This window comes from Pseudomonas sp. UYEF17 (assembly GCF_040546125.1).
In the GTDB taxonomy this organism is placed as follows: domain Bacteria; phylum Pseudomonadota; class Gammaproteobacteria; order Pseudomonadales; family Pseudomonadaceae; genus Aquipseudomonas; species Aquipseudomonas putida_Z.
This window is the reverse complement of record NZ_JBEPNE010000003.1, coordinates 168,422-189,891: the sequence shown is the minus strand read 5'-3', so window position 1 is coordinate 189,891 and position 21,470 is coordinate 168,422. Positions and strand designations below refer to the sequence as shown.

General features: G+C 60.2%; 22 protein-coding genes and 1 tRNA gene. 16 read left to right on the top strand and 7 right to left on the bottom strand.

Annotated features, from left to right (window positions below; genetic code table 11):
* Positions 1-82: 82 nt before the first annotated feature.
* A complete protein-coding gene (locus ABIB24_RS06230; protein WP_289514492.1) occupies positions 83-583 on the top strand; it encodes a helix-turn-helix transcriptional regulator in 501 nt (166 codons plus the stop codon).
* On the opposite strand, the gene ABIB24_RS06225 is transcribed toward ABIB24_RS06230, so the two are convergent.
* Positions 568-1,446 (bottom strand): response regulator transcription factor, encoded by an 879-nt coding sequence (locus ABIB24_RS06225; protein ID WP_137162325.1) that lies wholly within the window; start codon positions 1,444-1,446, stop codon positions 568-570. The genes ABIB24_RS06230 and ABIB24_RS06225 overlap by 16 nt on opposite strands.
* 450 nt (positions 1,447-1,896) lie before the next feature.
* On the opposite strand from ABIB24_RS06225, the gene ABIB24_RS06220 reads away from it, so the two are divergent.
* The 14 genes from ABIB24_RS06220 (at position 1,897) to ABIB24_RS06155 (ending at position 14,699) form a co-directional block, all read left to right on the top strand.
* Positions 1,897-2,088 carry a Flp family type IVb pilin gene (locus tag ABIB24_RS06220; protein WP_137162324.1) on the top strand — a complete coding sequence of 64 codons (192 nt, stop codon included), beginning with the start codon at positions 1,897-1,899 and terminating at the stop codon, positions 2,086-2,088.
* A gap of 32 nt (positions 2,089-2,120) precedes the next feature.
* Complete coding sequence (locus ABIB24_RS06215; protein ID WP_137162323.1) at positions 2,121-2,639, top strand: A24 family peptidase; 519 nt, start codon at positions 2,121-2,123, stop codon at positions 2,637-2,639.
* Between the two features lie 15 nt (positions 2,640-2,654).
* Positions 2,655-3,989: a DUF8689 domain-containing protein gene (locus tag ABIB24_RS06210; protein ID WP_137162322.1), complete on the top strand. Its 1,335-nt coding sequence runs from the start codon at positions 2,655-2,657 to the stop codon at positions 3,987-3,989.
* 12 nt (positions 3,990-4,001) lie between these two features.
* Positions 4,002-4,814: a Flp pilus assembly protein CpaB gene (cpaB, locus tag ABIB24_RS06205; RefSeq protein ID WP_137162321.1), complete on the top strand. Its 813-nt coding sequence runs from the start codon at positions 4,002-4,004 to the stop codon at positions 4,812-4,814.
* A gap of 87 nt (positions 4,815-4,901) precedes the next feature.
* Positions 4,902-6,389, top strand: coding sequence for a type II and III secretion system protein family protein (locus ABIB24_RS06200; RefSeq protein ID WP_137164737.1), 1,488 nt, complete (start codon positions 4,902-4,904; stop codon positions 6,387-6,389).
* Positions 6,390-6,404: 15 nt separating this feature from the next.
* Positions 6,405-6,686, top strand: a complete 282-nt coding sequence (locus ABIB24_RS06195) for a hypothetical protein (protein WP_354316229.1) — start codon at positions 6,405-6,407, stop codon at positions 6,684-6,686.
* Positions 6,687-6,721: 35 nt separating this feature from the next.
* Positions 6,722-8,035 (top strand): TadE/TadG family type IV pilus assembly protein, encoded by a 1,314-nt coding sequence (locus ABIB24_RS06190; RefSeq protein ID WP_354316228.1) that lies wholly within the window; start codon positions 6,722-6,724, stop codon positions 8,033-8,035.
* Between the two features lie 9 nt (positions 8,036-8,044).
* Positions 8,045-8,515: a TadE/TadG family type IV pilus assembly protein gene (locus tag ABIB24_RS06185; RefSeq protein ID WP_354316227.1), complete on the top strand. Its 471-nt coding sequence runs from the start codon at positions 8,045-8,047 to the stop codon at positions 8,513-8,515.
* Entirely contained in the window at positions 8,515-9,018 is a 504-nt protein-coding gene (locus tag ABIB24_RS06180; RefSeq protein ID WP_289514493.1) for a TadE/TadG family type IV pilus assembly protein, read from the top strand. Before ABIB24_RS06185 ends, ABIB24_RS06180 begins: the two co-directional genes overlap by 1 nt.
* On the top strand, positions 9,012-10,229 hold the full coding sequence (locus ABIB24_RS06175) for an AAA family ATPase (protein WP_354316226.1): 1,218 nt from the start codon (positions 9,012-9,014) through the stop codon (positions 10,227-10,229). Before ABIB24_RS06180 ends, ABIB24_RS06175 begins: the two co-directional genes overlap by 7 nt.
* A gap of 3 nt (positions 10,230-10,232) precedes the next feature.
* Positions 10,233-11,675, top strand: a complete 1,443-nt coding sequence (locus ABIB24_RS06170; RefSeq protein ID WP_354316225.1) for a TadA family conjugal transfer-associated ATPase — start codon at positions 10,233-10,235, stop codon at positions 11,673-11,675.
* Positions 11,672-12,658, top strand: coding sequence for a type II secretion system F family protein (locus ABIB24_RS06165; RefSeq protein WP_354316224.1), 987 nt, complete (start codon positions 11,672-11,674; stop codon positions 12,656-12,658). The genes ABIB24_RS06170 and ABIB24_RS06165 overlap by 4 nt, the downstream gene beginning before the upstream one ends.
* A gap of 27 nt (positions 12,659-12,685) precedes the next feature.
* Positions 12,686-13,654, top strand: a complete 969-nt coding sequence (locus tag ABIB24_RS06160; RefSeq protein WP_137162314.1) for a type II secretion system F family protein — start codon at positions 12,686-12,688, stop codon at positions 13,652-13,654.
* Position 13,655: 1 nt separating this feature from the next.
* The gene (locus tag ABIB24_RS06155) at positions 13,656-14,699 is read left to right on the top strand and encodes a tetratricopeptide repeat protein (protein WP_085614245.1); all 1,044 of its coding nucleotides are present in this window, start codon (positions 13,656-13,658) and stop codon (positions 14,697-14,699) included.
* A 352-nt stretch (positions 14,700-15,051) separates the two neighbouring features.
* Here ABIB24_RS06155 and ABIB24_RS06150 read toward each other — a convergent pair whose 3' ends face one another.
* Entirely contained in the window at positions 15,052-16,062 is a 1,011-nt protein-coding gene (locus ABIB24_RS06150; protein ID WP_354316223.1) for a DUF4917 family protein, read from the bottom strand.
* Between the two features lie 239 nt (positions 16,063-16,301).
* Between ABIB24_RS06150 and ABIB24_RS06145 the strand changes: the two genes are divergently transcribed.
* Positions 16,302-17,369 carry a glycerophosphodiester phosphodiesterase family protein gene (locus ABIB24_RS06145; protein WP_274078328.1) on the top strand — a complete coding sequence of 356 codons (1,068 nt, stop codon included), beginning with the start codon at positions 16,302-16,304 and terminating at the stop codon, positions 17,367-17,369.
* Between the two features lie 82 nt (positions 17,370-17,451).
* Here ABIB24_RS06145 and ABIB24_RS06140 read toward each other — a convergent pair whose 3' ends face one another.
* The 5 genes from ABIB24_RS06140 to phaG form a co-directional block, all read right to left on the bottom strand.
* On the bottom strand, positions 17,452-17,739 hold the full coding sequence (locus ABIB24_RS06140) for a helix-turn-helix domain-containing protein (protein ID WP_354316222.1): 288 nt from the start codon (positions 17,737-17,739) through the stop codon (positions 17,452-17,454).
* On the bottom strand, positions 17,736-18,056 hold the full coding sequence (locus tag ABIB24_RS06135; RefSeq protein WP_075046186.1) for a type II toxin-antitoxin system RelE/ParE family toxin: 321 nt from the start codon (positions 18,054-18,056) through the stop codon (positions 17,736-17,738). Before ABIB24_RS06135 ends, ABIB24_RS06140 begins: the two co-directional genes overlap by 4 nt.
* Positions 18,057-18,243: 187 nt before the next feature.
* On the bottom strand, positions 18,244-19,950 hold the full coding sequence (locus ABIB24_RS06130) for a SulP family inorganic anion transporter (protein WP_137162309.1): 1,707 nt from the start codon (positions 19,948-19,950) through the stop codon (positions 18,244-18,246).
* A gap of 164 nt (positions 19,951-20,114) precedes the next feature.
* A tRNA-Gly gene (locus ABIB24_RS06125) sits at positions 20,115-20,188 on the bottom strand.
* A gap of 111 nt (positions 20,189-20,299) precedes the next feature.
* Positions 20,300-21,187, bottom strand: coding sequence for a (R)-3-hydroxydecanoyl-ACP:CoA transacylase (phaG, locus tag ABIB24_RS06120; protein ID WP_274078332.1), 888 nt, complete (start codon positions 21,185-21,187; stop codon positions 20,300-20,302).
* Positions 21,188-21,470 lie beyond the last annotated feature (283 nt).

Sequence of the window (21,470 nt, the reverse complement as noted above, 5' to 3'; positions counted from 1 at the left end):
GTCAGCTGAGGCGTGTGGTTGATAACTGTTCGGGCAGCAAAGTTGCCTTAGGCGCACCAAATGCCGGAGAGGAGTAGAAGCAGTGGAATATGAGTTCACCCTCAAGTATCAATTGAGCGAAAACGAAGATACCGATGCGCTACTGGAGCGTCTGGCTGAAGGCGGATGCGATGATGCGGTGGTTGGCGTAGGTCAACCGGGCCGCTTGGCGCTTGCCTTCATCCGCGAGTCCCCTACTGCGAAAGAGGCTATCGAGAGCGCTTTGAAAGATGTTTGCAGAGTGGTGCCAGGCGCTCGCCTCATCGAAGCGACCCCCGATCTTGTAGGGCTTTCCGACGTGGCTGAAATCATAGGCGTATCTCGGCAAAACATGCGGAAATTGATGTTGGCGCATTCACATAACTTCCCTGCCCCCGTGCACGATGGCAGCACTGCTCTCTGGCATCTTGCCGACATTCTGGTTTGGTTGCAGGCGCGGGGTAGTTACTCAATTGGGCAGAGCACCCTTGAACTGGCTCGTATAGCGATGGCAGTCAATATTTCAAGCGCATATGAACGGGTAGTGCTTCAGCGATACTTTTGAGTCCCCGCACCCTGCAACAAATTGTCTGCCACGGCTGCATTGGTATCTTTCAAGGGCTCGGTTTCGCTGGCCGTCGCTTCGAGCTGGCGGGCCTGGCGGTATTCGCTGGGCGTGCAGTTGCTGACCTGCTTGAAGGTGCGGGCGAAGTAGGACGGGTCCTTGAAGCCTGCCTCATAGCCAATGCTGGTAATCGGCATTTGGCTGTTGACGAGCAGGTCCATGGCCAGGTTCATGCGCTTGCTCAGGATGTAATCCAGAAACCCAACGCCGTTGACTTCCTTGAACAGGCGGCTGAAGCGGGCCGTGGTCATGCCGCAGCGCTGCGCGAGTTCCTTTTGATCGACACATTCGCGAAAGTGCTGGTCGATGTACGGCATGACCTTGCTGAGCGCCTGGTGCTTGTGGTGTTCGCCGGTCAGGCGAATGCTGTCCGGCAGGGAGGGAAGGTGATCGATGCGCTGCGCATGGCCTGAGGCCTTGCTGGCGCGGCGTATGTCGCAAAGCTGCCTGAGGACATCGATGTAGCGACTTTTCTCACCGCTTGTCAGCGGCAATACCAGATACTCCCAGACCCGCGAACGCATGGCCCAGACGGCCAACTCTTCGGAGTGCTGCACGGTGAACATGGTGACCGGGATGGATGGTGAGTTGCGTTTCACTTCCAGCAGCAGGTTGAGGTTGAGGGTGTCGGGGCGATCGAAATGCATGCAGATCATATCTGCCTGCTGGCGTTCGGAATGCGCGACGGCCTTCGCCAGTTTGCAATCGCAGACATGACTGAACTGTGCCATCAGCGCTTCGGTGGAACGATCGCGTGTCAGATCGAACCACAACAACAGCGGCTTTGTGCCCGGGTTAGACATCGTGACTTAACCTTATGCTGGGGAGTTTCCCTACGAGCAGCAGTATTGTCAAAACACTATTAAGTCGCCGAGCAATTTGGTTATTACCTTAGAACGTTTTTGCTTAAGGGGTTCTATGGTTTTTGTAAAACCCTGATGTTAGACGGGTTCCGCATTTGACCTGGCCTCTGCTCATGACGACCGCTTGTCGGCTTTGAACAAACGTGCCAGAACCTTTCCCTGAACCGGCTGCAAATGCGTACGAAAGTGCTTCTCATATTCGGGTTTACTGCCTGTTTTACTGGTGGGCTTGCCCACCTTTTCGATGCTGGCCAATGGCCGCAAAAAAGTCCTAGCGATTCGCAAAAATCTCCTAACCACTGCTGTTAGCCTCTGACTAGGATTCGCAACAGGTAGTGCAAAACACCACTGCCCGGGAAGAAAAATAATGTCCTTAGCGAGGTGAGCGAAATGAATCTGCAAACTATCAAGGCTTCGGTCCTGAAGTTCGTCAAAGATGAAGATGGCCTGACCGTTGTGGAATATGCGGTGGCTGGTGGGTTGGTGACGGCACTTGTTGTTGGGATATTCACTACTCTCGGAACTGAAGTGCAAACAAAGATGCAGAGTCTCTGCACTGCCATTAAAGGGGCGGCGTGCTAATAGAAATAATCATCCAGCAGGGAGAGGCGGTGATGACCAGAGAGCAGTTGGTTATGACTGTTTTGCTAATGGGGCTGCTGGGTATCGCGGTGGCGAGCGACCTTCGTCGCCACCGCATTCCCAACCTCCTGATTCTGGTGGGGCTGGGGTTGGGCTTGGCTGGTCAGGCTTACTCCGCCGGAGTCAGTGGTTTCGGTTATGGGTTGCTGGGGTTGCTGATTGGCTTCGCCATTTTTCTCCCAATGCATGCCTTGGGAGGGATGGCTGCCGGCGATGTCAAACTAATGGCCATGGTCGGCGCTTTTCTTTCTTGGAACGTCGCGCTCAGCGCGGCACTCCTGAGCCTGATTGCCGGATGTCTATGTGGTCTTCTACTAATTCTAGTGCGTGGCCAGTTACCGATGACCTTGTCGCGTTACTGGTTGATGTTGAAAGCAAAGGCGTATTTCGCACCGCAGGCTGATGAAGTGGCTGGAAAGCCTTTCCCATACGCCATAGCAATTCTTCTCGGAACCCTTGTCAGCCTTTTTTGGCAACCGCTTGGCCTATAGCCTGGGAGGCTAACCATGTACGCACTCAGAGACAGTGGTGCCTGCGCCTGTGACAAGGACGCAGTGCAGAGTCTGGCACCTCAGCCACGTACAGTCCGTGAGACTGGCCTGGCAGAAAGCTTTCTCGCTGATCTGCTGTGCAAGCACCTGTACGACGCCGGTACGCTGGATCTGTCGCGCCTGGTGGAGCGCCTGGCACTGACCGGTGCGGTGGTAGAAGAAGTGTTGGCTTTTCTGCGCAAGGATGGCCGCGTTGAAGTACTGGGTCAGGTCGGTGTGCAAACGGGGGGGCAGGTGCTGCGCTACGGCCTGACCGAACGCGGCCGTGCCACCGCTCGCGATGCACTGGCGCGCAGCGGCTATATCGGCGCGGCGCCCTTCCCTGTAAGTACCTACCGTGACCTGCTCAAGCTGCAGACCATCCACCATGGCCGCATCAGTACGCAGGACATGCACTCGGCCTTCGCAGGTGTTGTGCTCTCGGAGAGCATGCTCGATCAACTGGGCGTAGCGTTGAACTCCGGGCGCGCGATCATGATTTACGGTCCCGCAGGCACCGGGAAGACCTACGTCAGCAGCCGGTTGATTCGTCTGTTCGCCGAAGCCATCTGGGTACCGCATGCCATAGAAATCAATGAGTCGGTTATCGAGGTGTATGACCCTCAGGTGCATCAGCGCCTGGAGGAGGAGGGTCAATCCACCAGCCTGTTGCTGAACGAAGGCATCGATCGCCGGCTGGTGCGCTGTAAGCGCCCGGTGGTGATCACTGGCGGCGAACTGGGCATGGAGCAACTGGATGTCCGTTTCGATCCGAGCACCCGCCAGTATCAGGCCTCCTTGCAACTCAAGGCCAGCAATGGCCTGTTCATCATCGACGACATGGGGCGCCAGCGCATGGCCCCGGCCGAACTGTTCAACCGCTGGATCGTGCCGATGGAAGAGAAGCGCGACTTCCTCAACCTGGGTGGCGGGCGCCATTGCGAACTGCCGTTCGATCTGGTGCTGGTGTTCTCCACCAACCTCAACCCGCTGGAGTTGGCCGACGAAGCCTTCTTGCGGCGCATTGGCTACAAGCTGCAGTTCAGCTACCTGAAAGTCGATGAGTACGAACGCATCTGGCGCCAGGAATGCGAACGCCTGGGCCAGGCTTACGACCCGTCGTTGTTGCGCTATGCGCTACAGGCATTGTACGAGGCCGAAGGCGTGCCGCTGGTGCCCTGCCACCCTCGCGACCTGCTGAACATGGCGCTCGACCGCCAGCGCTACCTGGGCGGTGAGGGGCCGCTGTCGCCGCAGGAGCTGGAATGGGCCTGGCGTAGCTACTTCGTCCAGATCGACTTCCTTGGATAAGGAGATGCAGACATGAGTGCCCGTACGCTGACCCTGGTAGCTGTTTCCCTGACCTTGGGACTTGGTGCCGCCTTGATGGCCAACAACTGGCTCAACGGTCGGCTCAACGCCGCCCCGGATGACAATATGAAGAACGTGGTGGTGGCCACGGTGGAGATCCCGTTCGGGCAGATGATCGAGGCCCAGCAGGTCGCCATCGTGCGCATGCCCAAGGATGCGGTACCTGACGATGCCTTTGACAGCAATGAAAAGGTGGTTGGCAAGATTGCCACTTTCGCACTGTTGCGCGGCGATGTGCTGCGTAGCGCGCGCCTGGCCGAGCACCTGGGTGGCAGTACCCTGGCTTCGTTGATTGCTCCAGACAAGCGCGCCATTTCGGTGCGTGTGGATGATGTGGTCGGGGTGGGCGGGTTCCTGTTGCCGGGTAACCGGGTCGATGTTCTGGCGACCAAGCAAAGCAATGGCGGTAGTAATGACGCTGAATCCAGAACCATCCTCCAGGACCTCCGGGTATTGGCTGTGGACCAGACAGCGGGGACGGACAAGACCCAGCCGGTGGTGGTACGTGCCGTGACCCTGGAAATGTCGGCCAAAGAGGCCGAGGTGCTGGTCAGGGCGCAATCCGAAGGGAAGTTGCAGCTGGCCCTGCGCAATCCGCTGGACGCTCAGAAGCAGGCGCCAGCCGTTGCCGCTGTCGAGCCGGTGAAGGCTGCAACGCCAGCATTCAAACCCCAACCAAGACCGGTGGTAAATCGTAGTAGTGATGGTGGCGCGGTCACCATCATCCGCGGGACTGAAGTTGAAGTAGCGAAAGCACGGTTCTAAAGCAGCTGGCGTCCGAATGGCTAACCTTCGGCAGGAACAAGAATACCTCGCAAGGAGTTGTGCATGAATACTTTGCAGAGACTGGGGATGTACCTGTTGTGCGGGCTGGGTACGCAGCTGCTGTTCGTCGGTGTGACGCAGGCTGCAGAACCGGGATCGGGATACAGCGCCATGCCGGCGGCCAACACTAATATGGTCCAGGTGCCCATCTACAAGTCGCGGACGATCAGCGCTCGTACGCCGGTGAGGAAGATCTCGGTCGGCAACCCGGATATCGCCGATATCCTGATCACCAGCCCGACCCAGCTCTACCTGCTCGGCCGTTCCCTGGGCACTACCAACGTGCTGCTGTGGGACAGCAACAACCGCTTGATCGAGACCATGGATGTGGAGGTCGTGCATGACCTCACCGGGCTCAAGACCAAACTGCACCAGCTGCTGCCCGAGGAGAACATCGAGGTGTTCAGCGCACAAGGCGCGTTGGTACTGCGTGGTCAGGTGCGCAGCGCCGCGGCCATGGACACAGCGATGAAAGTGGCCAAGACCTATGCCGCGCAGACCTCGAGTGTGGTGCAGGGCAAAGGTGAAGCTGCCGCAGCGGCCCCGGCCCAGTCCCTTGAGGTGATCAACCTGCTCAGCGTCGGTGGCAGCCAGCAAGTGATGCTGGAAGTGAAAGTGGCCGAGATGCAGCGCAGCCTGATCAAGAACCTCAACGTACGCTTCAATGCACTTGGTTCATCCGGCAACTGGAGCGGTGGCGGGTTCAACAATGGTCAAGGACTGGGCCTGACTCCAGGCGGTGGGTCGATCCTTTCGCCAGGTTCGCTGATTGGTGGCGGCAAAGGCTTGTTCGCCCAGTTCCTGTCCGACGATTTCCTCTTCAACGTGGTGCTGGAGGCGTCCAAGGACAATGGTTCGGCCAAGGTGCTTGCCGAGCCCACCCTCACCACTCTTACCGGCCAGCAGGCGGAGTTCATTTCCGGTGGCGAGTTCCCGGTGCCGATTACCGAGGATGATGGCATCACCATCGAATACAAGGAATTCGGTGTCGGCGTGAAGTTCCTGCCGGTGGTGCTCGACTCCGGGCGTATCAACCTCAACCTGAATGTCTCGGTGAGCGAGCTTTCCAACGCTAACTCGCTGGTACTCGACACGGGCCTCAGCAGCATCCTGGGCGATGGAGTTTCCCAGGTTATTCCGTCGCTGACCAAGCGCAGCGCAGAGTCCACGGTCGAACTGGGCAATGGCCAGACCATTGCCATCGCCGGCTTGATCAGCGAAAACACTCGCGATTTCGTCAGCCGTTTCCCGGGTCTGGGGGACCTGCCGATACTCGGGCACCTGTTCCGCAGCCAATCGTTCATCAACGGTGAAACCGAACTGGTGATCCTGGTGACGCCGCACCTCGCCAAGCCCGTGGACGCCAAGGCGGTGCGCCTGCCCACCGAGAAATTCGTCGAACCCAGTGACCTGGACTTCTACCTGCTTGGCAAGACCAAGGGCAGTGAGCCGGGGCGCGCGGTGCCCGTCAGCCTCGGTGTCAGCGGTGGCAACTTTGGCCATGACCTGAATTGATCGGAGAGAACCAGCATGAGAAGCATGATCGTGTGTTGCGTGCTGCTGTCGGGGTTGTCGGGTTGCATGTCGTACGACGAAGGGCGCGTTGGCCCGTTGGGCTACAGCGTCTACCAGACCACCTACCAGCAGATTGCCGACAAGCAGGTAGCCGCCAACCCAGGCACTGAAGTGCCGGCTGCTGGCTCTGACGGGCCTTTACTGGAGAAGGTGATCAATAGCTACCGGGGGACGACTGGTGATGCACAGCAGATCGGTCAGCCAATCCAGATCCAAGTCTCCGACTCAACTCGCTGATTGAGGGCGTGACAATGACTCCTCGAGCCCAACGGATGTTCACCGCGCCGCCAGGCCAACAGCGGGGGGCAGTGACTGTCATTATCGTGATCGCCCTGTTGGCGATACTGATGATGGCAGCGTTGGTGCTCGATGGCGGTCACATGTTGTTGAACAAGACTCGACTGCAGAATGCCGTGGACGCCGCCGCCCTCAGTGGCGCCAAGACCCTGAGCCAGGTGATGGGCTCTGGCAATGCCGCCAGTACCACGCGAGCAGCCGCGCTCTTCACCCTTGACGAAAATGCCAAGGCCGCTGGCAACACGGAGCTGTTGACGGCAATCGGCGGCAACCCTGGCGGATTTGCCGTGGTGGAGTTGGCAGACAATGTCTATGGGCCTTTCTCCTTCCCCGGGCCGGCCAATGCCACCTATGTGCGGGTCTCGGTATCGAATTACTCACTGGCGGGCTTTTTCTGGAGCTTCGCCCAGTCAATCGGTACAGGAACCGTGGGGACCAAAAGTGTGACGGCGATTGCCACCGCCGGGCCGAGCCCCACCAGTCCATGTGATCTTGCGCCGCTGCTGGTGTGTGGGGATCCGACCAAATACACCCCGGATACCGGCATGTTCTGGGGGTATCGCTTTGGTGACCTGGAGGTCTTGAAATCAGCTTCCAAGGACAGCGACCCGATTGGCCCGGGCAATTTTCAGCTGCTCGATTTTGGCTCGGGCGGCAAGGCTGTTGGCGAACTTATGGCTGGTGGCGCCTCGGTTTGCCGAAATGTCGGTGACAACGCCGCTACCAAGCCTGGCAACACGGTTGGCCCTGCTGTGAAAGGCCTGAATACTCGCTTCGGCGAGTACGCCGGGTCGCTCAATAGCACGGACTATCCGCCCGATCTGGTTACGAGCTATAGCAACCCGGCGATGAAGTACAACGACAAAACTGAAAAGGTGGAGCACCAAGGCCAAGTCGTCACTTCGAGCAATGGCAACCTGTCTGCTGGCGGCACGCCGCTGTTCGACTACAACGACTATGCCGCGCAGACCGCCGCATGTGTCGCAGGCGGTACGGGTTGCCAGTCGGGTGGAGTTTTCGAGCGACGGATGCTGAAGATCGTGGTGGGGGACTGTTCGGGCAAGAACTCGGGGGCATCGTCGATTCCGGTCATCGGTTTCGGTTGCTTCTACGTAGTGCAGCCAGCGGACAACTCAGGTGGGGATTCGCAGATCTTCGGCCAGTTCGTCAAGCAATGCGAGGGTGACGGCGTGCCTGGACCTACACCGCAAGACGATTCCGGCCCGCAGATCATCCAGCTGTACAAAACCTTTATCAGTGGCAGTGGCACACCGAGCACCGACTCCTAGGAGCGTGTCATGGAACTTTATCGGCTCAAGCGTGCGCAGCGTCAGCAAGGGGTGGCAATCGTCGAGTTCACCATCACTCTGCCACTGTTGCTCCTGACCTTGCTGGCCTTCGGCGAATTTGGCCGCATGCTTTACCAATACAACAGCTTGCTGCAGGGCAGCCGGGATGCCGCGCGCTTTGTGGCCAGCCAGGCCTGGAACTCGACCTTGGGCAAGGTCGAGGTGAGCACCGACCTCGAGTGCATGACCAAGAAAGTGGCGGTGTACGGTGCACCTTCCGCGCCGCCTTGCAGCCTGACCGGGATGCCTGCCAATACCACCGTGCAGGTTACCAAGGTAGCGGGCACCAACGACCACGTGCAGGTGACCATCAGCGCGGTCTTTTCCCCACTGATCGCCAGCGGCATTCCGGCCTTTATCGGCAACGGCACGGCGCTGAACTTCCCGTTGGTCGCTACCACCGTGATGAGGGCACTGTGATGAAGCGCAGAGGCATGCAGGGCGTTTACGTGGTGGAGTTCGCCATCGTCAGTGCGTTGATGTTCACGCTGTTGTTCGGGGTGCTGGAAATAGGCCGGCTGTACTACACCGTGAATGTGCTGAATGAGTCCGTTCGGCGTGGCGCACGGCTGGCAGCGGTGTGCAATATCAGCGATCCGGTGGTGCTGCGCCGGGCGATATTCAACAGTGCGGGCGACAGTGGCGCCAGCAGCCTGCTGGCCGGTCTGGACACCTCGGACCTGACTCTGCGTTACCTGGACAAGAACGGTGCACAGGTCGCCAACCCCGGTGATCTGGTGAGTGCCACCGGGTTTGCCGCTGTCCGCTATGTGCAACTGACGCTGCAGAACTTTCAATTCAGCCTGTTTATTCCAGGGTTTGGCGTGCCCATTACCTTGCCAGTATTCAAGGCGACCTTACCTCGCGAGAGCCTCGGGCGTCATACCGAGGCGGATGTCGTACCGGAGATCACGCCATGCTGAATCTTAGGGAGAGTTCCGTATCCGCTACATCCATCAAGCCCGGGATGCGTCTGTTGATCAGCAGTTCCGACGCCTTGGCCTTGCGTCAATTACAAGAAATCTGTCAGCGCATCTCCGGTCTGGAGGTGAATGTTCGTCAGGTGAGCAATGGGCATTGCGACCCGCTTTACGGGCTCGACCGGATGCCCGATTTCCTGCTGCTGCGCGTTGGCCAGCTGTGGCGTGAGGAACTGGCGGCCCTGTTGCAGCGCCCGGCCCATGAGCGCCCGCCGCTGCTGGTATGTGGCCAGCTGGACGATCGGGAAGGCATGCGCCTGGCTATGCAGGCTGGTGCGCGCGATTTTCTGCCGGAGCCTATCGTTGCCACGGAACTTATCGCAGCCTTGAACCGTATGGTCATGGAAACCCAGGCCAACAGCACGGCAACAGGCAAACTGATCGCGGTGATGAATGCCAAGGGGGGCTCCGGCGGCACGGTGCTGGCCTGCAACCTGGCGCATCAACTCAGCATCAAGGGCAACGCCCTGTTGCTTGACCTGGACCTGCAGTTTGGCAGCGTGTCGCATCATCTGGATGTGGCGCAGTCGCACAGCCAACTGGATGTGTTGCAGCAGATAAAAGAAATGGATGGTGTTGCATTGCGCGGCTTCTGCAGCCATTTCAGCCCGTCCTTGCATGTGCTTGGCAGCCGCGCCAATGAGCTGTGCCTGCCGCAGGATGTCCAGGCCGAACAGCTCGATGCGCTGCTGCAGCTGGCGCGGGCCAACTATGACTGGGTAGTGGCGGACTTGCCGCGGCAGATCGATCACATCACCGCTTCGGTGCTGGAGCAGGCCGACCGGGTGTATGTCGTGGTGCAGCAGAGCGTCAACCACCTGCGCGACGCCAGTTCCCTGGCGCGCATTCTGCGCGATGACCTGGGCGTACGCGGCAACCAGCTGGAGGTGGTGGTCAACCGCTACGACAAGGCGGCACCGGTCAGCCTCAAGGATATTGGCGAGGCGCTGCGCTGCACCAATATCGTGAAACTGCCGAATGACTTCAGCGTCATCAACCAGAGCCAGAACACAGGTGTGCCATTAGGTCTGCAAGCACCTCGCTCCGCGATCACCCAGGCGCTGCGTGGGCTGGCCGAGGAATTGGTTGGCAAGCAGGTGGACACTGAAAACGGACTGTTCAAACGCGCCTTCAAGCGTGTTTTTCGGGGGTGAACCATGCTTAGCGATTTCCGTAACCGTTTGCGCAAACAGGCAGCCCCCCCCGAGGCATCGACGCCGTCGAAGCAGGGTGGAGGCGCGAAGGACCCGGCAGAGGCGCTGATGGCGTGGGAACATTCAGCACCGGATGTTCTGTTTGAAACGAAAAGCCAGGTCACATCGGTGGAAGCCGAGTGGCGGGAGAAGACCTATCAGCAACTGCTCAAGGTCATGGACCTGTCCTTGCTCGATTCGCTCGAGCAGGCCGAGGCTGTGCGGCAGATCCGCGATATCTGCCAGCGTCTGCTCGATGAGCATTCGGCGCCGGTGAGCTCTGCCAGCCGCCAGTTGATCATCAAGCAGATTACCGACGAAGTGCTTGGCCTTGGCCCGTTGGAGCCGCTGCTGGCCGACCATACGGTGTCCGACATTCTGGTCAACGGCCATGACTCGGTATACGTCGAACGGTTCGGCAAGTTGCAGCGCACCGATGTGCGTTTTCGCGATGATCAGCACCTGCTGAACATCATCGACCGCATCGTCTCCAGCCTCGGCCGGCGTATCGACGAGTCTTCGCCGTTGGTCGACGCACGGCTCAAGGATGGTTCACGGGTCAATGCGATCATCCCGCCGCTGGCCATCGACGGGCCGAGCATCTCGATCCGCCGCTTTGCGGTGGACCTGCTCAATATCGACAGCCTGATCCAGGCCGGCGCCCTTACCCCGGCCATCGCGCTGATGCTCAAGGCGATCGTGCGAGGCCGGCTGAACGTGCTGATCTCCGGCGGCACCGGCTGCGGCAAGACCACCATGCTCAATGTGCTGTCCAGTTTCATTCCCCACAACGAGCGCATCGTCACCATCGAGGACTCGGCCGAGCTGCAGCTGCAGCAGCCGCATGTGGTGCGCCTGGAAACACGGCCTGCGAACATCGAGGGGCGCGGCGAGGTGGGCCAGCGGGAGCTGGTGCGCAACAGCCTGCGGATGCGCCCCGACCGTATCGTGATCGGTGAGGTGCGTGGTGCCGAGGCGCTGGACATGCTGACGGCGATGAACACCGGGCACGATGGTTCACTGACTACCATCCACGCCAACACCGCGCGCGATGCGTTGGGCCGGGTCGAGAACATGGTCCTGATGTCTGGCGCTACATTCCCGATCAAAGCCATGCGCCAGCAGATCGCATCGGCCATCGATGTGGTGATCCAGCTGGAGCGACAGGAAGACGGCAAGCGGCGGTTGGTAAGCGTGCAGGAGATCAACGGCATGGAGGGTGAAATCATCACCATGACCGAGATCTTCTCATTTGTCCGCAATGGTGTGGGCGAGCAGGGCCAGGTGCTTGGTGACTTCCGGCCAAGTGGCATGGTCCCAGCGTTTCGCGATTCTTTGGCCAAGCGCGGAATCGAGTTGCCGCTGACGATGTTCAGGCCTGAATGGATGGAGGCTCGTCAGCCATGAGCCAGATACCCGGTGAATTCATCCTGATGTTTCTTGGCATGGTGTTCATTGCCGTGTTTCTCCTCAGCCAAGGCTTGGCAGTGCCAGTGTTCGGCGAGGCGGGCAAGGTACGCAAGCGTATCCGCAGTCGACTTGTGCTCCTGGAGCGGGCAAGTCATCTGCCGAACATGCAGACCGTGCTGCGGCAGAAATACCTGACACGCCTGTCGCCGCTGGAGGCGCGGCTCGAGCAATTGCCCTTCATGGCGACGCTGACGCAACTGATCGAGCAGGCCGGGCATGAGTACCGGGCCTATCGGGTACTGCTGCTAGGATTGGCGCTGGCAGCAGCTGCCGGGATGCTGGCCTGGATGTTCTTTCCTTACTGGTGGCTGGCGCTGGCGGCAGCGTTCGCGGCGTTCTGGCTGCCGCTGCTGAAAATTACCCATGACCGTGGCAAGCGTTTCGCCAGATTCGAGGAGGGTTTGCCGGATGCGCTGGAAGCCATGTGCCGGGCATTGCGCGCTGGGCATCCCTTCAATGAAACCCTGCGCCTGGTGGCAGATGAGCACAAGGGACCGGTGGCGCATGAATTCGGCCTGACCTTCGCCGATATCAACTACGGTAACGATGTGCGCCGGGCCATGCTTGGCCTGCTGGAACGGGTGCCGAGTATGACGGTGATGATGATGGTGACTTCGATCCTCATTCATCGCGAGACTGGCGGCAACCTGACCGAAGTTCTGGAGCGTCTGAGTAGCCTGATCCGGGGGCGTTTTCGCTTTCAACGCAAGGTCAAGACCATGTCAGCCGAAGGGCGAATGTCGGCTTGGGTGCTGGTGGCCGTACCCTTTGTGCTGGCGGCGGGGATCATGCTCACTAGCCCCACGTATTTGCCAACGCTGGTCAACGATCCTTTCGGCCAAAAGCTCATCATGGCGGCTTTTGGCTCCATGTTGGTTGGGATCTTCTGGATTCGCAAAATCATCCGAATCCAGGTTTAAGCAGTTCTCTCAACGGGGGCGTCGGTCATGGATTATTTGCTCGGTTTATTGAGTCGGGTGACGGACAATGAGGCACTGACACGCCTGCTGATCGTCGGCGCGATCGGGGTAAGTACGGTCATTGCGGTGATCACCGTGACGTTACTGGTGCTGGGGTTGCAGAGCCCTCTGCAACGTCGTCTTGCATTAATCAAGCGTGATCACTCCAGCGCTGCGGCCGGGCGGGAGGCGCCAGGCAATCTGCAACTCCTACTGGAGCGGGTCGGTCGGCGCCTTGGCCCGTCTGAGCAAGGGCAGGCGTCAGCCACCCGAACCCTTTTGACCCACGCGGGTTACGGCTCGGCGTCAGCGGTACAGGTGTACTGGGCGGTTCGTTTGCTGTTGCCACTGATTTTGGTTGGTATATCGCTGTTGACACTGCCACTGGTACCCAACCTTTCCTCAACCATGATTATCGCTGTGGTGCTCATAGGGGCTGCTGTCGGATGGTTGCTGCCGGCACTGTATATCGACAAGCGCAAGACGGCTCGGCAGGGGCGGTTGCGTGCGGCCTTCCCCGATGCCCTGGACCTGATGGTGGTTTGCGTGGAGTCGGGCTTGGCGTTGCCCCAGGCCATCGAGCGGGTGGCCGAAGAAATGGCGGTCAGCCAGGCCGAGCTGGCCGAGGAACTGGCCTTGGTCAATGCGCAGATCCGCGCCGGCATTTCCAGTACCGAAGCGCTCAGACAACTGGCGGACCGCACCGGCCTGGAAGACATCCAGGGCCTGGTCAGCCTGTTGGCCCAGAGCATCCGCTTCGGTACCAGCGTAGCGGCCACCTTGCGCATCTATGCCGAGGAGTTTCGTGACCGGCGCATGCAGGCCGCAGAAGAAATGGGCGCGAAAATCGGAACAAAGCTGGTTTTTCCGCTAATTTTCTGTCTGTGGCCAAGCTTTTTTCTGGTCGCCATCGGCCCGGTGATAATCGGGGTACTTAGAACGTTCGGGAATCCATGACATGAACAGGATCAGCTTGCTGTTGACCATGATAGCCGTGCTTTCGGGGTGCCAGAGCACGGGGCCTGACCTGAATGGGGTGCGTTCTGTCTACTCCGCTGGCAATTCGGTGCTCTATCAGGTGCAGTCGCAGAGCAACTCGCCCGACCAGGCGATGCAGATGGCTGCTATGGCTTACCAGGCCGGTGACCTGGACCAGGCGCTGTACCAGTATCTGCGCGTCCTCGAGCTGGCGCCCGAACGTTATGAGGCCTTGGTCTGGGTTGGCCGTATCCACCGCGAACGCGGCAATAACCAGCTTGCCGAGATGGCTTTCACCGAGGTATTGAGCAAGGCGCCGGAAAACCCTGATGCGCTGACTGAAATGGGCCTGCTGAACCTGTCCATGCGTAAACATGAGCAAGCCAAGGTGATGCTGTTGAAGGCAGTTGCCGTGGATCAGAAACGCTTCGCCAAGGACCCAGCCAACACCCAGACAGGGGCGGCTGCGCTCAGGGTCGACAGCAAGTCACCACTCAAGGCTTACAACGGGCTCGGGGTGCTCGCGGATCTGGCCGACAACTTCGCCGAGGCGCAGACCTACTACCGCCTGGCCGAGCTCATCGACCCCCGTTCGGCGTTGGTGCAGAACAGCCTGGGGTATTCCTACTACATGGCCGGGCAATGGGCCGATGCCGAGCTTCGGTACAAGCGTGGTGTGAGCTACGACGGCACCTACAAACCGCTTTGGCGCAACTATGGGTTGCTGCTGGCTCGCATGGGGCGCTATGAAGAGGCGGTGTCTGCCTTCGAACAGGTCGAAAAGCGTGCAGAGGCCAGTAATGATGTCGGCTATGTCTGCCTGGTGGAAGGCAAGCTGGATGTGGCTGAGCAGTTCTTCCGCAGCGCGATCGAGTTGTCGCCGGGGCACTATCCCGTCGCCTGGGAAAACCTGAACAGGGTCCAGCAGATTCGGCAAATCCGCCAGCTGGGCGGCGATGTAGCGATGCCCGAGCCGGTTGCAGTTGGCCCGGCCGTGCAGGTGACAACCGCGTCGGCGCCTTGATGGGGTTCCGCGGGCAAGCGCTGATGCCTGTCAGATAGCGTAAACGGGGCTGCTACGCAGCCCATCGCCGGCAAGCCGGCTCCCACAGGTACCGCGCAGAATTCAGGAGTTGCGCGATCCCTGTGGGAGATTGCCCAGCCCTTTTGGGCTGCGCTGTCGCGCAGAGAACATATTTCGCTCGTCTGACTCGTCCTTTGTAGGAGCAGCCTTGTGCTGCGAAGAGGCCGGTACAAGCAACAGACAGGCTTTGTCAGTACCGGCCTCTTCGCAGCACAAGGCTGCTCCTACAGAACCTCGCAGAACCAATGAGTCATGTGTTGTTCTATGGGAGCTGGCTTGCCGGCGGTCCACTTCACCTGTGGGTGAGCGGTGCTTCAATAGCCAACGCTGCTTGCCCCAACGGATGCGTACTGGCATCAAAGAAGTGCAGCACTGTCCCCGGCATATCCCCGAACCTGTCGACAAAATGCTGCTTCTGGTTGATCACCGATGCCTCGCTCAATGGCCGTATGGCAATCGACAGATGCTTCGGCCGGGCCTGTCGGATGGCTTCGAGCAGATGCTGGTCACTGCTGTCCAGGTGCAGCCCGAACAGGCATAGCCCCTGGCTTTCCCGCGCCAGTTGCCCCAGGCACCAGCCCAGGTAGTCAGAGTTGCGAATGGCGCGCAGTTTCTCGTCGCTGCGGTCTTCGTTGACGAACAGCGGCACTTCGCCCGGGATGTTCACGGCAAAACCATCGAGCAGTTCGGCGCTGTCGGCGCTGCGTTGGCGGGTGGTGCCGTCGGGCAGCTTGAGCAGGTGCAGGCCGCCATGCAGGTGCAGCACCCGCGTGGCTTCGCCGTTGGTGCGGCGTACGTCGAAGAAGCCTTGCTCGTCGAACAGTTCGGCGAAGCCGTGCGGTGCGTGTTGCACGGCCCACGGTAGCAGCAGGTCGTAGTTGCTGGTGTAGACGCTGCGGTAGCCGCGCAGGGCCTGGTTAAGGGTTGCCAGGGTCGTGGCCGGCATGAGTGGCCACGGCAGGTGCACCGTGCGTACCGCGTGTATCAGCGCTTCCTTGATCGAGTAGTAGCGGTTCAGCGGCGCGGTGGAGTTGATGGCCAGCGCGGCGTTGGTGCGCACGGTGGTGTTGAGGGCGCTGAGCACCGGCTCGAACAGTTCCGTACCCAGCGACTTGAACAGTGCCTGGTCGCTCACGGCCAGGCCTTTCTTGCGGCCGGCACGCTGCGCTTCCTCGAACAGCGAGAAGTAGCCGAACGGCTTCCACAGCACGCGGCTGGCGCCGTTGCCCAGCAGCAGGGCGTCGCAAGGGTGGCGGGCGGCGAGTTCCGGCCAGGGGGTGAGGGTGGCGTCTAGTGCGGGCATGCTGGGGTCCGTTGGGTGGAGCGGGAACGGGGGCGACTTTAGCATGTCATGCAAGGTGTGCGAGGGTTGTATCCAGGCAAGGGCCTTGTGTCGGCAATGCCGGCCCCTTCGCGGGCACGCCCGCTCCCACAGGAATTACACTGCCCATGAATTCAATGCAGTACCTGTGGGAGCGGGCGTGCCCGCGAAGGGGCCAGAACAGGCAGCGCAAGGTTCACAGGACGATAAAGGACTTATCCATGCGCAATCCCATCTTCAGTTTCTTGGCTTTGACCGCTTTGTTCACTGTATCGGCCGCTTCCGCCAGCAATGGCAAGGCCCTGGCCACCGCCCACGGCATTGCGCACCCGGCGGTGATCGCCCACCGCGGCGCCTCGTACGATGCCCCGGAATCCACCACCCCTGCATACCTGCTGGCCCGCGACCAGGGCGCCGACTACCTGGAACTCGACCTGCAACGCAGCAGTGACGGCGTGCTGGTGGTGGTCCATGACGATGTGCTGTCGCGTACCAGCGATGTCGCCGAGCGCTTCCCAGAGCGAAAGGACAGCCCGGTCAGCGCCTTCACGCTCGCCGAGCTGAAGTCGCTGGATGCTGGCAGCTGGTTCAACCAGGCCTACCCGGCGCGCGCCCGGGCCTCTTTCCGCAAACTGCCGATCCTCACCTTGGACGAGGTCATCGACATCGCCGAAGGCAACCCCGAGCGGCACCCCGGGTTGTACATCGAGACCAAGGTCCCCAAGCAGTTCCCGGGTATCGAGCAGGACCTGAAGGCGCGCCTCGCAGCCCGTGGCTGGCTCGACCGGCCAGGCCGTGTGGTATTGCAGACCTTCGACCGCAACAGCCTGGCGTTGCTGCACGAGGCCATGCCGCAGGTGCCGAAGGTACTCCTGCTGTGGGTGGGGACAAAAACCATCGAGCCCGCTTCCGGGCAGGATTTCGCTGACTCGGGTGAAACCGACAAGGCCGCGTTCTATGCCCGTCAGCAGCCGAAGGACCAGGCAGAATTCCTGCGCTGGCTCGATCAGGCCAGGCAGGGCGGTGCGGTCGGTACGGGGCCTTCTGCCATGCGCACTCATCTGGGCGAACAGAGCTATGCCGACTTGATCCAGCCCTGGATGAACCAGGCCAGCCAGGCGCGGGATTTGCTGGTGCATGCGTACACCCTCGACGAACCGGTGGACTTCGACAAGGCGATGAAGGCAGGTGTCGACGGGATCTTTACCAACCGCACGGGGGCGTTGCTACGGTTCTATCAGCGTCCGGCGGAGCCAGAGGTTGTGATGCTGGAGAGGTTGGGATACTGAATGGTTGCAGGCGGACGGTTTGTAGCGGCCAAAGCGCTGAACAGTCGGTCACAGGTGATCATGCTGGTCAGGCGGGCCTATGTCAGTGAGCAAGGGCCTTCAGTACATGATCTGGATCGTTGCGTATCGCACGTAACAATGCCTTGGCTGGCCCGGTCGGTTCTCGTCGGCCTTGTTCCCAATTTCTCAGCGTGGCGACCTGAACATCGATCATCTCGGCAAAGCGTACTTGTGTAAGCCCTGTTGCCCTGCGGATGCTTCGTACCTGAAGAGCATCGATTGCGAATTCGCGAGAAGGCGCGCACTTGCCCTGGACGATGTCGTCCATCTGTTGAACGCTCTCTATCAGTTCGTCAAAAAAGCGGTTCATGCATGCCTCCAGTGTTCAATGATGGACTTCAATGCCTTGCGCTGCTCGCTGGACAGATCGGGCTGCTCATTTTTGCCGTAGATGTAGAGCATGGCTATCTGTGATCTGGATATGAAGTGGTAGTAGATAACCCTGGCACCACCGCGTTTTCCATGCCCGTTAGCGGGCACTCGTATTTTGCGTAGGCCACCGGTTCCCTCAATCAGGTCTCCTGTCTCAGGTGAAGCCATGAGCCTGACTTGCAGCAAGCGATAGGTGTCATCATCAAGGAGTTCTCTGACTCGTTTGGTGAACAAGGTTGTTTCAGTGAAAAGCATAGCAGAGTGTACGCCATTGGCGTAGCTTCCGGTTATCCAGCGCTACAGATAAGGGAGTGCCCGGCCGTGTTTTCAGAGCGGGAAAACGAGGCTAGCGAACAAGGTTGTCGCTAGCCCATCATCCTTTTCCGAATGCCCAGTAGTCCTTTTCTCTGTAGGAGGCAAATTTGTGGCATCAACTCGCCCGTCAGCCTTGTTCGGTCACCTTCACACTGCGACTCCTGTTACGCCAAACCCGATAGGCGCGAATGCCCGCGCGCACCGAGCCGAACAGCAGCTTGTCTTCCATCTCCCGGGCCATCCCCGAGCGCACCAGCATGCGCAGGAAGGTGCCGCGGGCGCGGGCGATGGCGAAGAAGATGCCCTGGGCGGCCAGGGTGTCGCGCACTTCGCGCAGGGCGGCGATGCCGCTGACGTCGATGCTGGTTACCGCTTCGGCATCGAACAGCACGGCCTTGGGCTGGTCCTGGCTCTGCACCGCCTCGAGCAGGCGCATCTTGAAGTAGTCGGCGTTGAAGAACAGGATCGCGTCGTCGAAGCGGTACACCACCAGGCCTGGCACGGTGCGGGCATCCTTGTGTTTGCGGATGTCCACCTGGCCTTCGGTGCCCGGCAGCCAGCCCAGCACCGCGTCGGTGGGCTGATAGATGCTGTACAACAGGCGCAGGATTGCCAGGGTCACGGCAAACACGATACCGGGCAGCACACCCAGGCTCAGAACGCCGACCGTGGTCAGCAGGCACAGCCAGAACTCGAAGCGGCTCAGGCGGCGAATGTGCCCCAGCGACTTGATGTCGATAAGCCCCCAGCCGGCCATCAGCAGCACGGCACCCAGCGCAGCCTGCGGGATCCACGCCATCGGCGCGGTGAAGAACAGCAGGATCAGGGCGATGACCAGCGCGGCGATGATGCCCACCAGCTGGCTCTTGCCACCGACCATGTCGTTGACCGCCGTGCGCGAGTCTGCGCCGCTGATGGCAAAGCCCTGGGAAACACCGGCAGCCAGGTTGCTTACGCCCAGGGCGACGAATTCGTGGTTGGCGTTGATCGCGTAGCCGTGCCGGGCGGCAAAGCTGCGTGCGGTAAGCATGGCGCTGCAGAAGCTGACGGTGGCGATACCCAGGGCGTCGCGCAGCAGGCTTTTCATTTCTGCCAGGTTACTGTGTGGCCAGGCCAGTTGCGGGATGCCGGCAGGCACCGGGCCGAGAATGGCGACGCCGAAGCGGTCGAGGCCGAACAGGCCGACCAGCAACATGAACAGCGCCACCACCGTCAGCGCCGCAGGCAGGCGGGGGTAGCGCCGTGGCAGCCAGATCAGCAGGCCCAGTGCGGCGAGGCCGATGAGTAGCGTCACCCAGTGGATTTCGCCCAGGCGCTGGAAGAAGTTGATCAGGCTGAGGATGAAGCCGTCGCCCTCGATCTTGAACCCCACCACCTTGGACAACTGCCCCGCGATCAGGCTCAGGCCGATACCGTTGAGATAGCCGATCAGGATCGGTCGCGAGAAGAAGCTGGCGATGAACCCGGCCCGGGCCACCCCGGCCGCGATCAGCATTACCCCGACCAGCAAGGTGACGATCACCGACAGTTCGGCAATGCGGTGCGGCTCGCCCATGGCCAACGGCGCCACGGCGCCGGCGATCATCGCGCAGGTGGCGGCGTCAGGGCCTACCATCAGCTGGCGCGAACTGCCAATCAGGGCGTAGACCATCATCGGCAGCACACAGGCGTACAGGCCGTATTGCGGCGGCAGGCCGACGATCTGCGCGTAGGCGATGGCAATGGGAATCTGGATCGCTGCCACCGAGAGGCCGGCCTGCAGGTCGGCGTGGAACCACTCGCGGCGGTAGTGCAGCAGGTTGGCAAGGCCTGGTAGCCAGCGGGAGAGAAACATGCGTCGTCCTTTCGAAATGCTTCACGAATCCATCCACGCATTGAAGCGGATCGGCAGGCAAATGGCCATGGGGCAGGTCAAAGGGAGGGGGAGAAACGAAAAAAGGAGCCTGGGCCCCTTTTGACAGCGATGACGTTGCGGGAACGCCATGCGGGAATGCGATGTGGAGCGGGTAGAGGGAATCGAACCCTCAACTAAAGCTTGGGAAGCTTTCGTTTTGCCACTAAACTATACCCGCGTTTGCGCAGCACTTTTTACCAGAACCCTCAACGAATTAGAAGCCCAAGTTATAAAAAAGCTTGTCGGCGCCCCCTGGCTTGCGGGTCTCATCCACAGGACGCCGAGCTGCTCAGATGGCCAATGCATGCTGCCCCTGTTTTACAGGCTGGTAACGGTGACGAGGCTCACGCATGGTTGGCTTCAGGAACCCCAGCATGACGCTGCGGGTGTCTTCGCAAGCGGCCTTGTGTTCCATATCCAGGAAGTGGCCTGCGTCGCGGATCACGCTGAAGTGGCTGCGGCCCACGTGCTTGCTGAACTGCCGCGCATCTTCGACCGTGGTGTACTCGTCGCGGTCGCCGTTGATGAACAGCACCGGGATGTCGATATTGCGTGCACCATCCAGCGCCCGCTCCAGGTCATGTTGCAGCACCTCGTTGATGTGGAAGTGCATCTGCGCGTACTCGTGGCTGTCCAGGCTGCTTACGTGGCGGTAGTTGAAGCGCTTGAACAGTGACGGCAGGTGTTTGCCGATGGTGTCGTTGACCAGGTTGCCGACCTGATAGCGGTCGCAGGCGGCCAGGTACTGGCAACCACGGTCCAGGTAGTCGCGCATCGGTTCGTTGATCACCGGTGAGAACGAACTCACTACAGCTTTCTTCACGTGCCGCGGCTGGTGCGCCAGCGCCAGCAGCGTACTTGCGCCACCCCACGAGAACGACATCACGTGGTCTGCCTGGAAGTGCTCGATCAGCTCGAGGAGGATATGTGCTTCGGTCTCCTTGCTGATAAGGCGTTCCTGGCGATTGTGCGGCTTGGATTTGCCCGCGTATGGCTGGTCGAACAGTACTACGTTGAACTGCGGGTGCAGGTTACGTACCGTCTGGGCGAACGAGGCCGTGGTGGCCAGCGAGCCATTGATCAAAATGATCGTATTCTCGGCCGCATCCGCGCGATAGAACTCCGTGTAAACCCGATACTGACCTTGGATATCAAGTACAGCGATTTCTGGCCTCATGTCATCGACTCCTGGCGCAAAAAGGGTATTCGCGTCACCTAGGGTGCACGTTCTTTATGACAGGTAGGCATTTGCCTGAAGAGATACCGGGGGGCCCTGTGTCGATCCTTGGCACTTGCGTCGACGGTATTGTTTTTGGCGGGCAATTTGCCGTGCCCCAAGGCATCGAGGCCCTGGGTGGCCGGCAAAAGGTGTCTTCGACTGCGGGTGTGACTTGGTAGTCACATGCAGACTGACGATTTGGATTCAAGCAGTGGGTCGGGGATCCCGCAAGTGCCGTTCG

Bases quoted from the DNA above. Each gene is read 5' to 3' on its own strand.
- ABIB24_RS06225 (WP_137162325.1), bottom strand. From the start codon at position 1,446: ATGTCTAACCCGGGCACAAAGCCGCTGTTGTTGTGGTTCGATCTGACA.
- ABIB24_RS06220 (WP_137162324.1), top strand. From the start codon at position 1,897: ATGAATCTGCAAACTATCAAGGCTTCGGTCCTGAAGTTCGTCAAAGAT.
- ABIB24_RS06215 (WP_137162323.1), top strand. From the start codon at position 2,121: ATGACCAGAGAGCAGTTGGTTATGACTGTTTTGCTAATGGGGCTGCTG.
- ABIB24_RS06210 (WP_137162322.1), top strand. From the start codon at position 2,655: ATGTACGCACTCAGAGACAGTGGTGCCTGCGCCTGTGACAAGGACGCA.
- cpaB (WP_137162321.1), top strand. From the start codon at position 4,002: ATGAGTGCCCGTACGCTGACCCTGGTAGCTGTTTCCCTGACCTTGGGA.
- ABIB24_RS06200 (WP_137164737.1), top strand. From the start codon at position 4,902: ATGTACCTGTTGTGCGGGCTGGGTACGCAGCTGCTGTTCGTCGGTGTG.
- ABIB24_RS06195 (WP_354316229.1), top strand. From the start codon at position 6,405: ATGAGAAGCATGATCGTGTGTTGCGTGCTGCTGTCGGGGTTGTCGGGT.
- ABIB24_RS06190 (WP_354316228.1), top strand. From the start codon at position 6,722: ATGTTCACCGCGCCGCCAGGCCAACAGCGGGGGGCAGTGACTGTCATT.
- ABIB24_RS06185 (WP_354316227.1), top strand. From the start codon at position 8,045: ATGGAACTTTATCGGCTCAAGCGTGCGCAGCGTCAGCAAGGGGTGGCA.
- ABIB24_RS06180 (WP_289514493.1), top strand. From the start codon at position 8,515: ATGAAGCGCAGAGGCATGCAGGGCGTTTACGTGGTGGAGTTCGCCATC.
- ABIB24_RS06175 (WP_354316226.1), top strand. From the start codon at position 9,012: ATGCTGAATCTTAGGGAGAGTTCCGTATCCGCTACATCCATCAAGCCC.
- ABIB24_RS06170 (WP_354316225.1), top strand. From the start codon at position 10,233: ATGCTTAGCGATTTCCGTAACCGTTTGCGCAAACAGGCAGCCCCCCCC.
- ABIB24_RS06165 (WP_354316224.1), top strand. From the start codon at position 11,672: ATGAGCCAGATACCCGGTGAATTCATCCTGATGTTTCTTGGCATGGTG.
- ABIB24_RS06160 (WP_137162314.1), top strand. From the start codon at position 12,686: ATGGATTATTTGCTCGGTTTATTGAGTCGGGTGACGGACAATGAGGCA.
- ABIB24_RS06155 (WP_085614245.1), top strand. From the start codon at position 13,656: ATGAACAGGATCAGCTTGCTGTTGACCATGATAGCCGTGCTTTCGGGG.
- ABIB24_RS06150 (WP_354316223.1), bottom strand. From the start codon at position 16,062: ATGCCCGCACTAGACGCCACCCTCACCCCCTGGCCGGAACTCGCCGCC.
- ABIB24_RS06145 (WP_274078328.1), top strand. From the start codon at position 16,302: ATGCGCAATCCCATCTTCAGTTTCTTGGCTTTGACCGCTTTGTTCACT.
- ABIB24_RS06140 (WP_354316222.1), bottom strand. From the start codon at position 17,739: ATGAACCGCTTTTTTGACGAACTGATAGAGAGCGTTCAACAGATGGAC.
- ABIB24_RS06135 (WP_075046186.1), bottom strand. From the start codon at position 18,056: ATGCTTTTCACTGAAACAACCTTGTTCACCAAACGAGTCAGAGAACTC.
- ABIB24_RS06130 (WP_137162309.1), bottom strand. From the start codon at position 19,950: ATGTTTCTCTCCCGCTGGCTACCAGGCCTTGCCAACCTGCTGCACTAC.
- phaG (WP_274078332.1), bottom strand. From the start codon at position 21,187: ATGAGGCCAGAAATCGCTGTACTTGATATCCAAGGTCAGTATCGGGTT.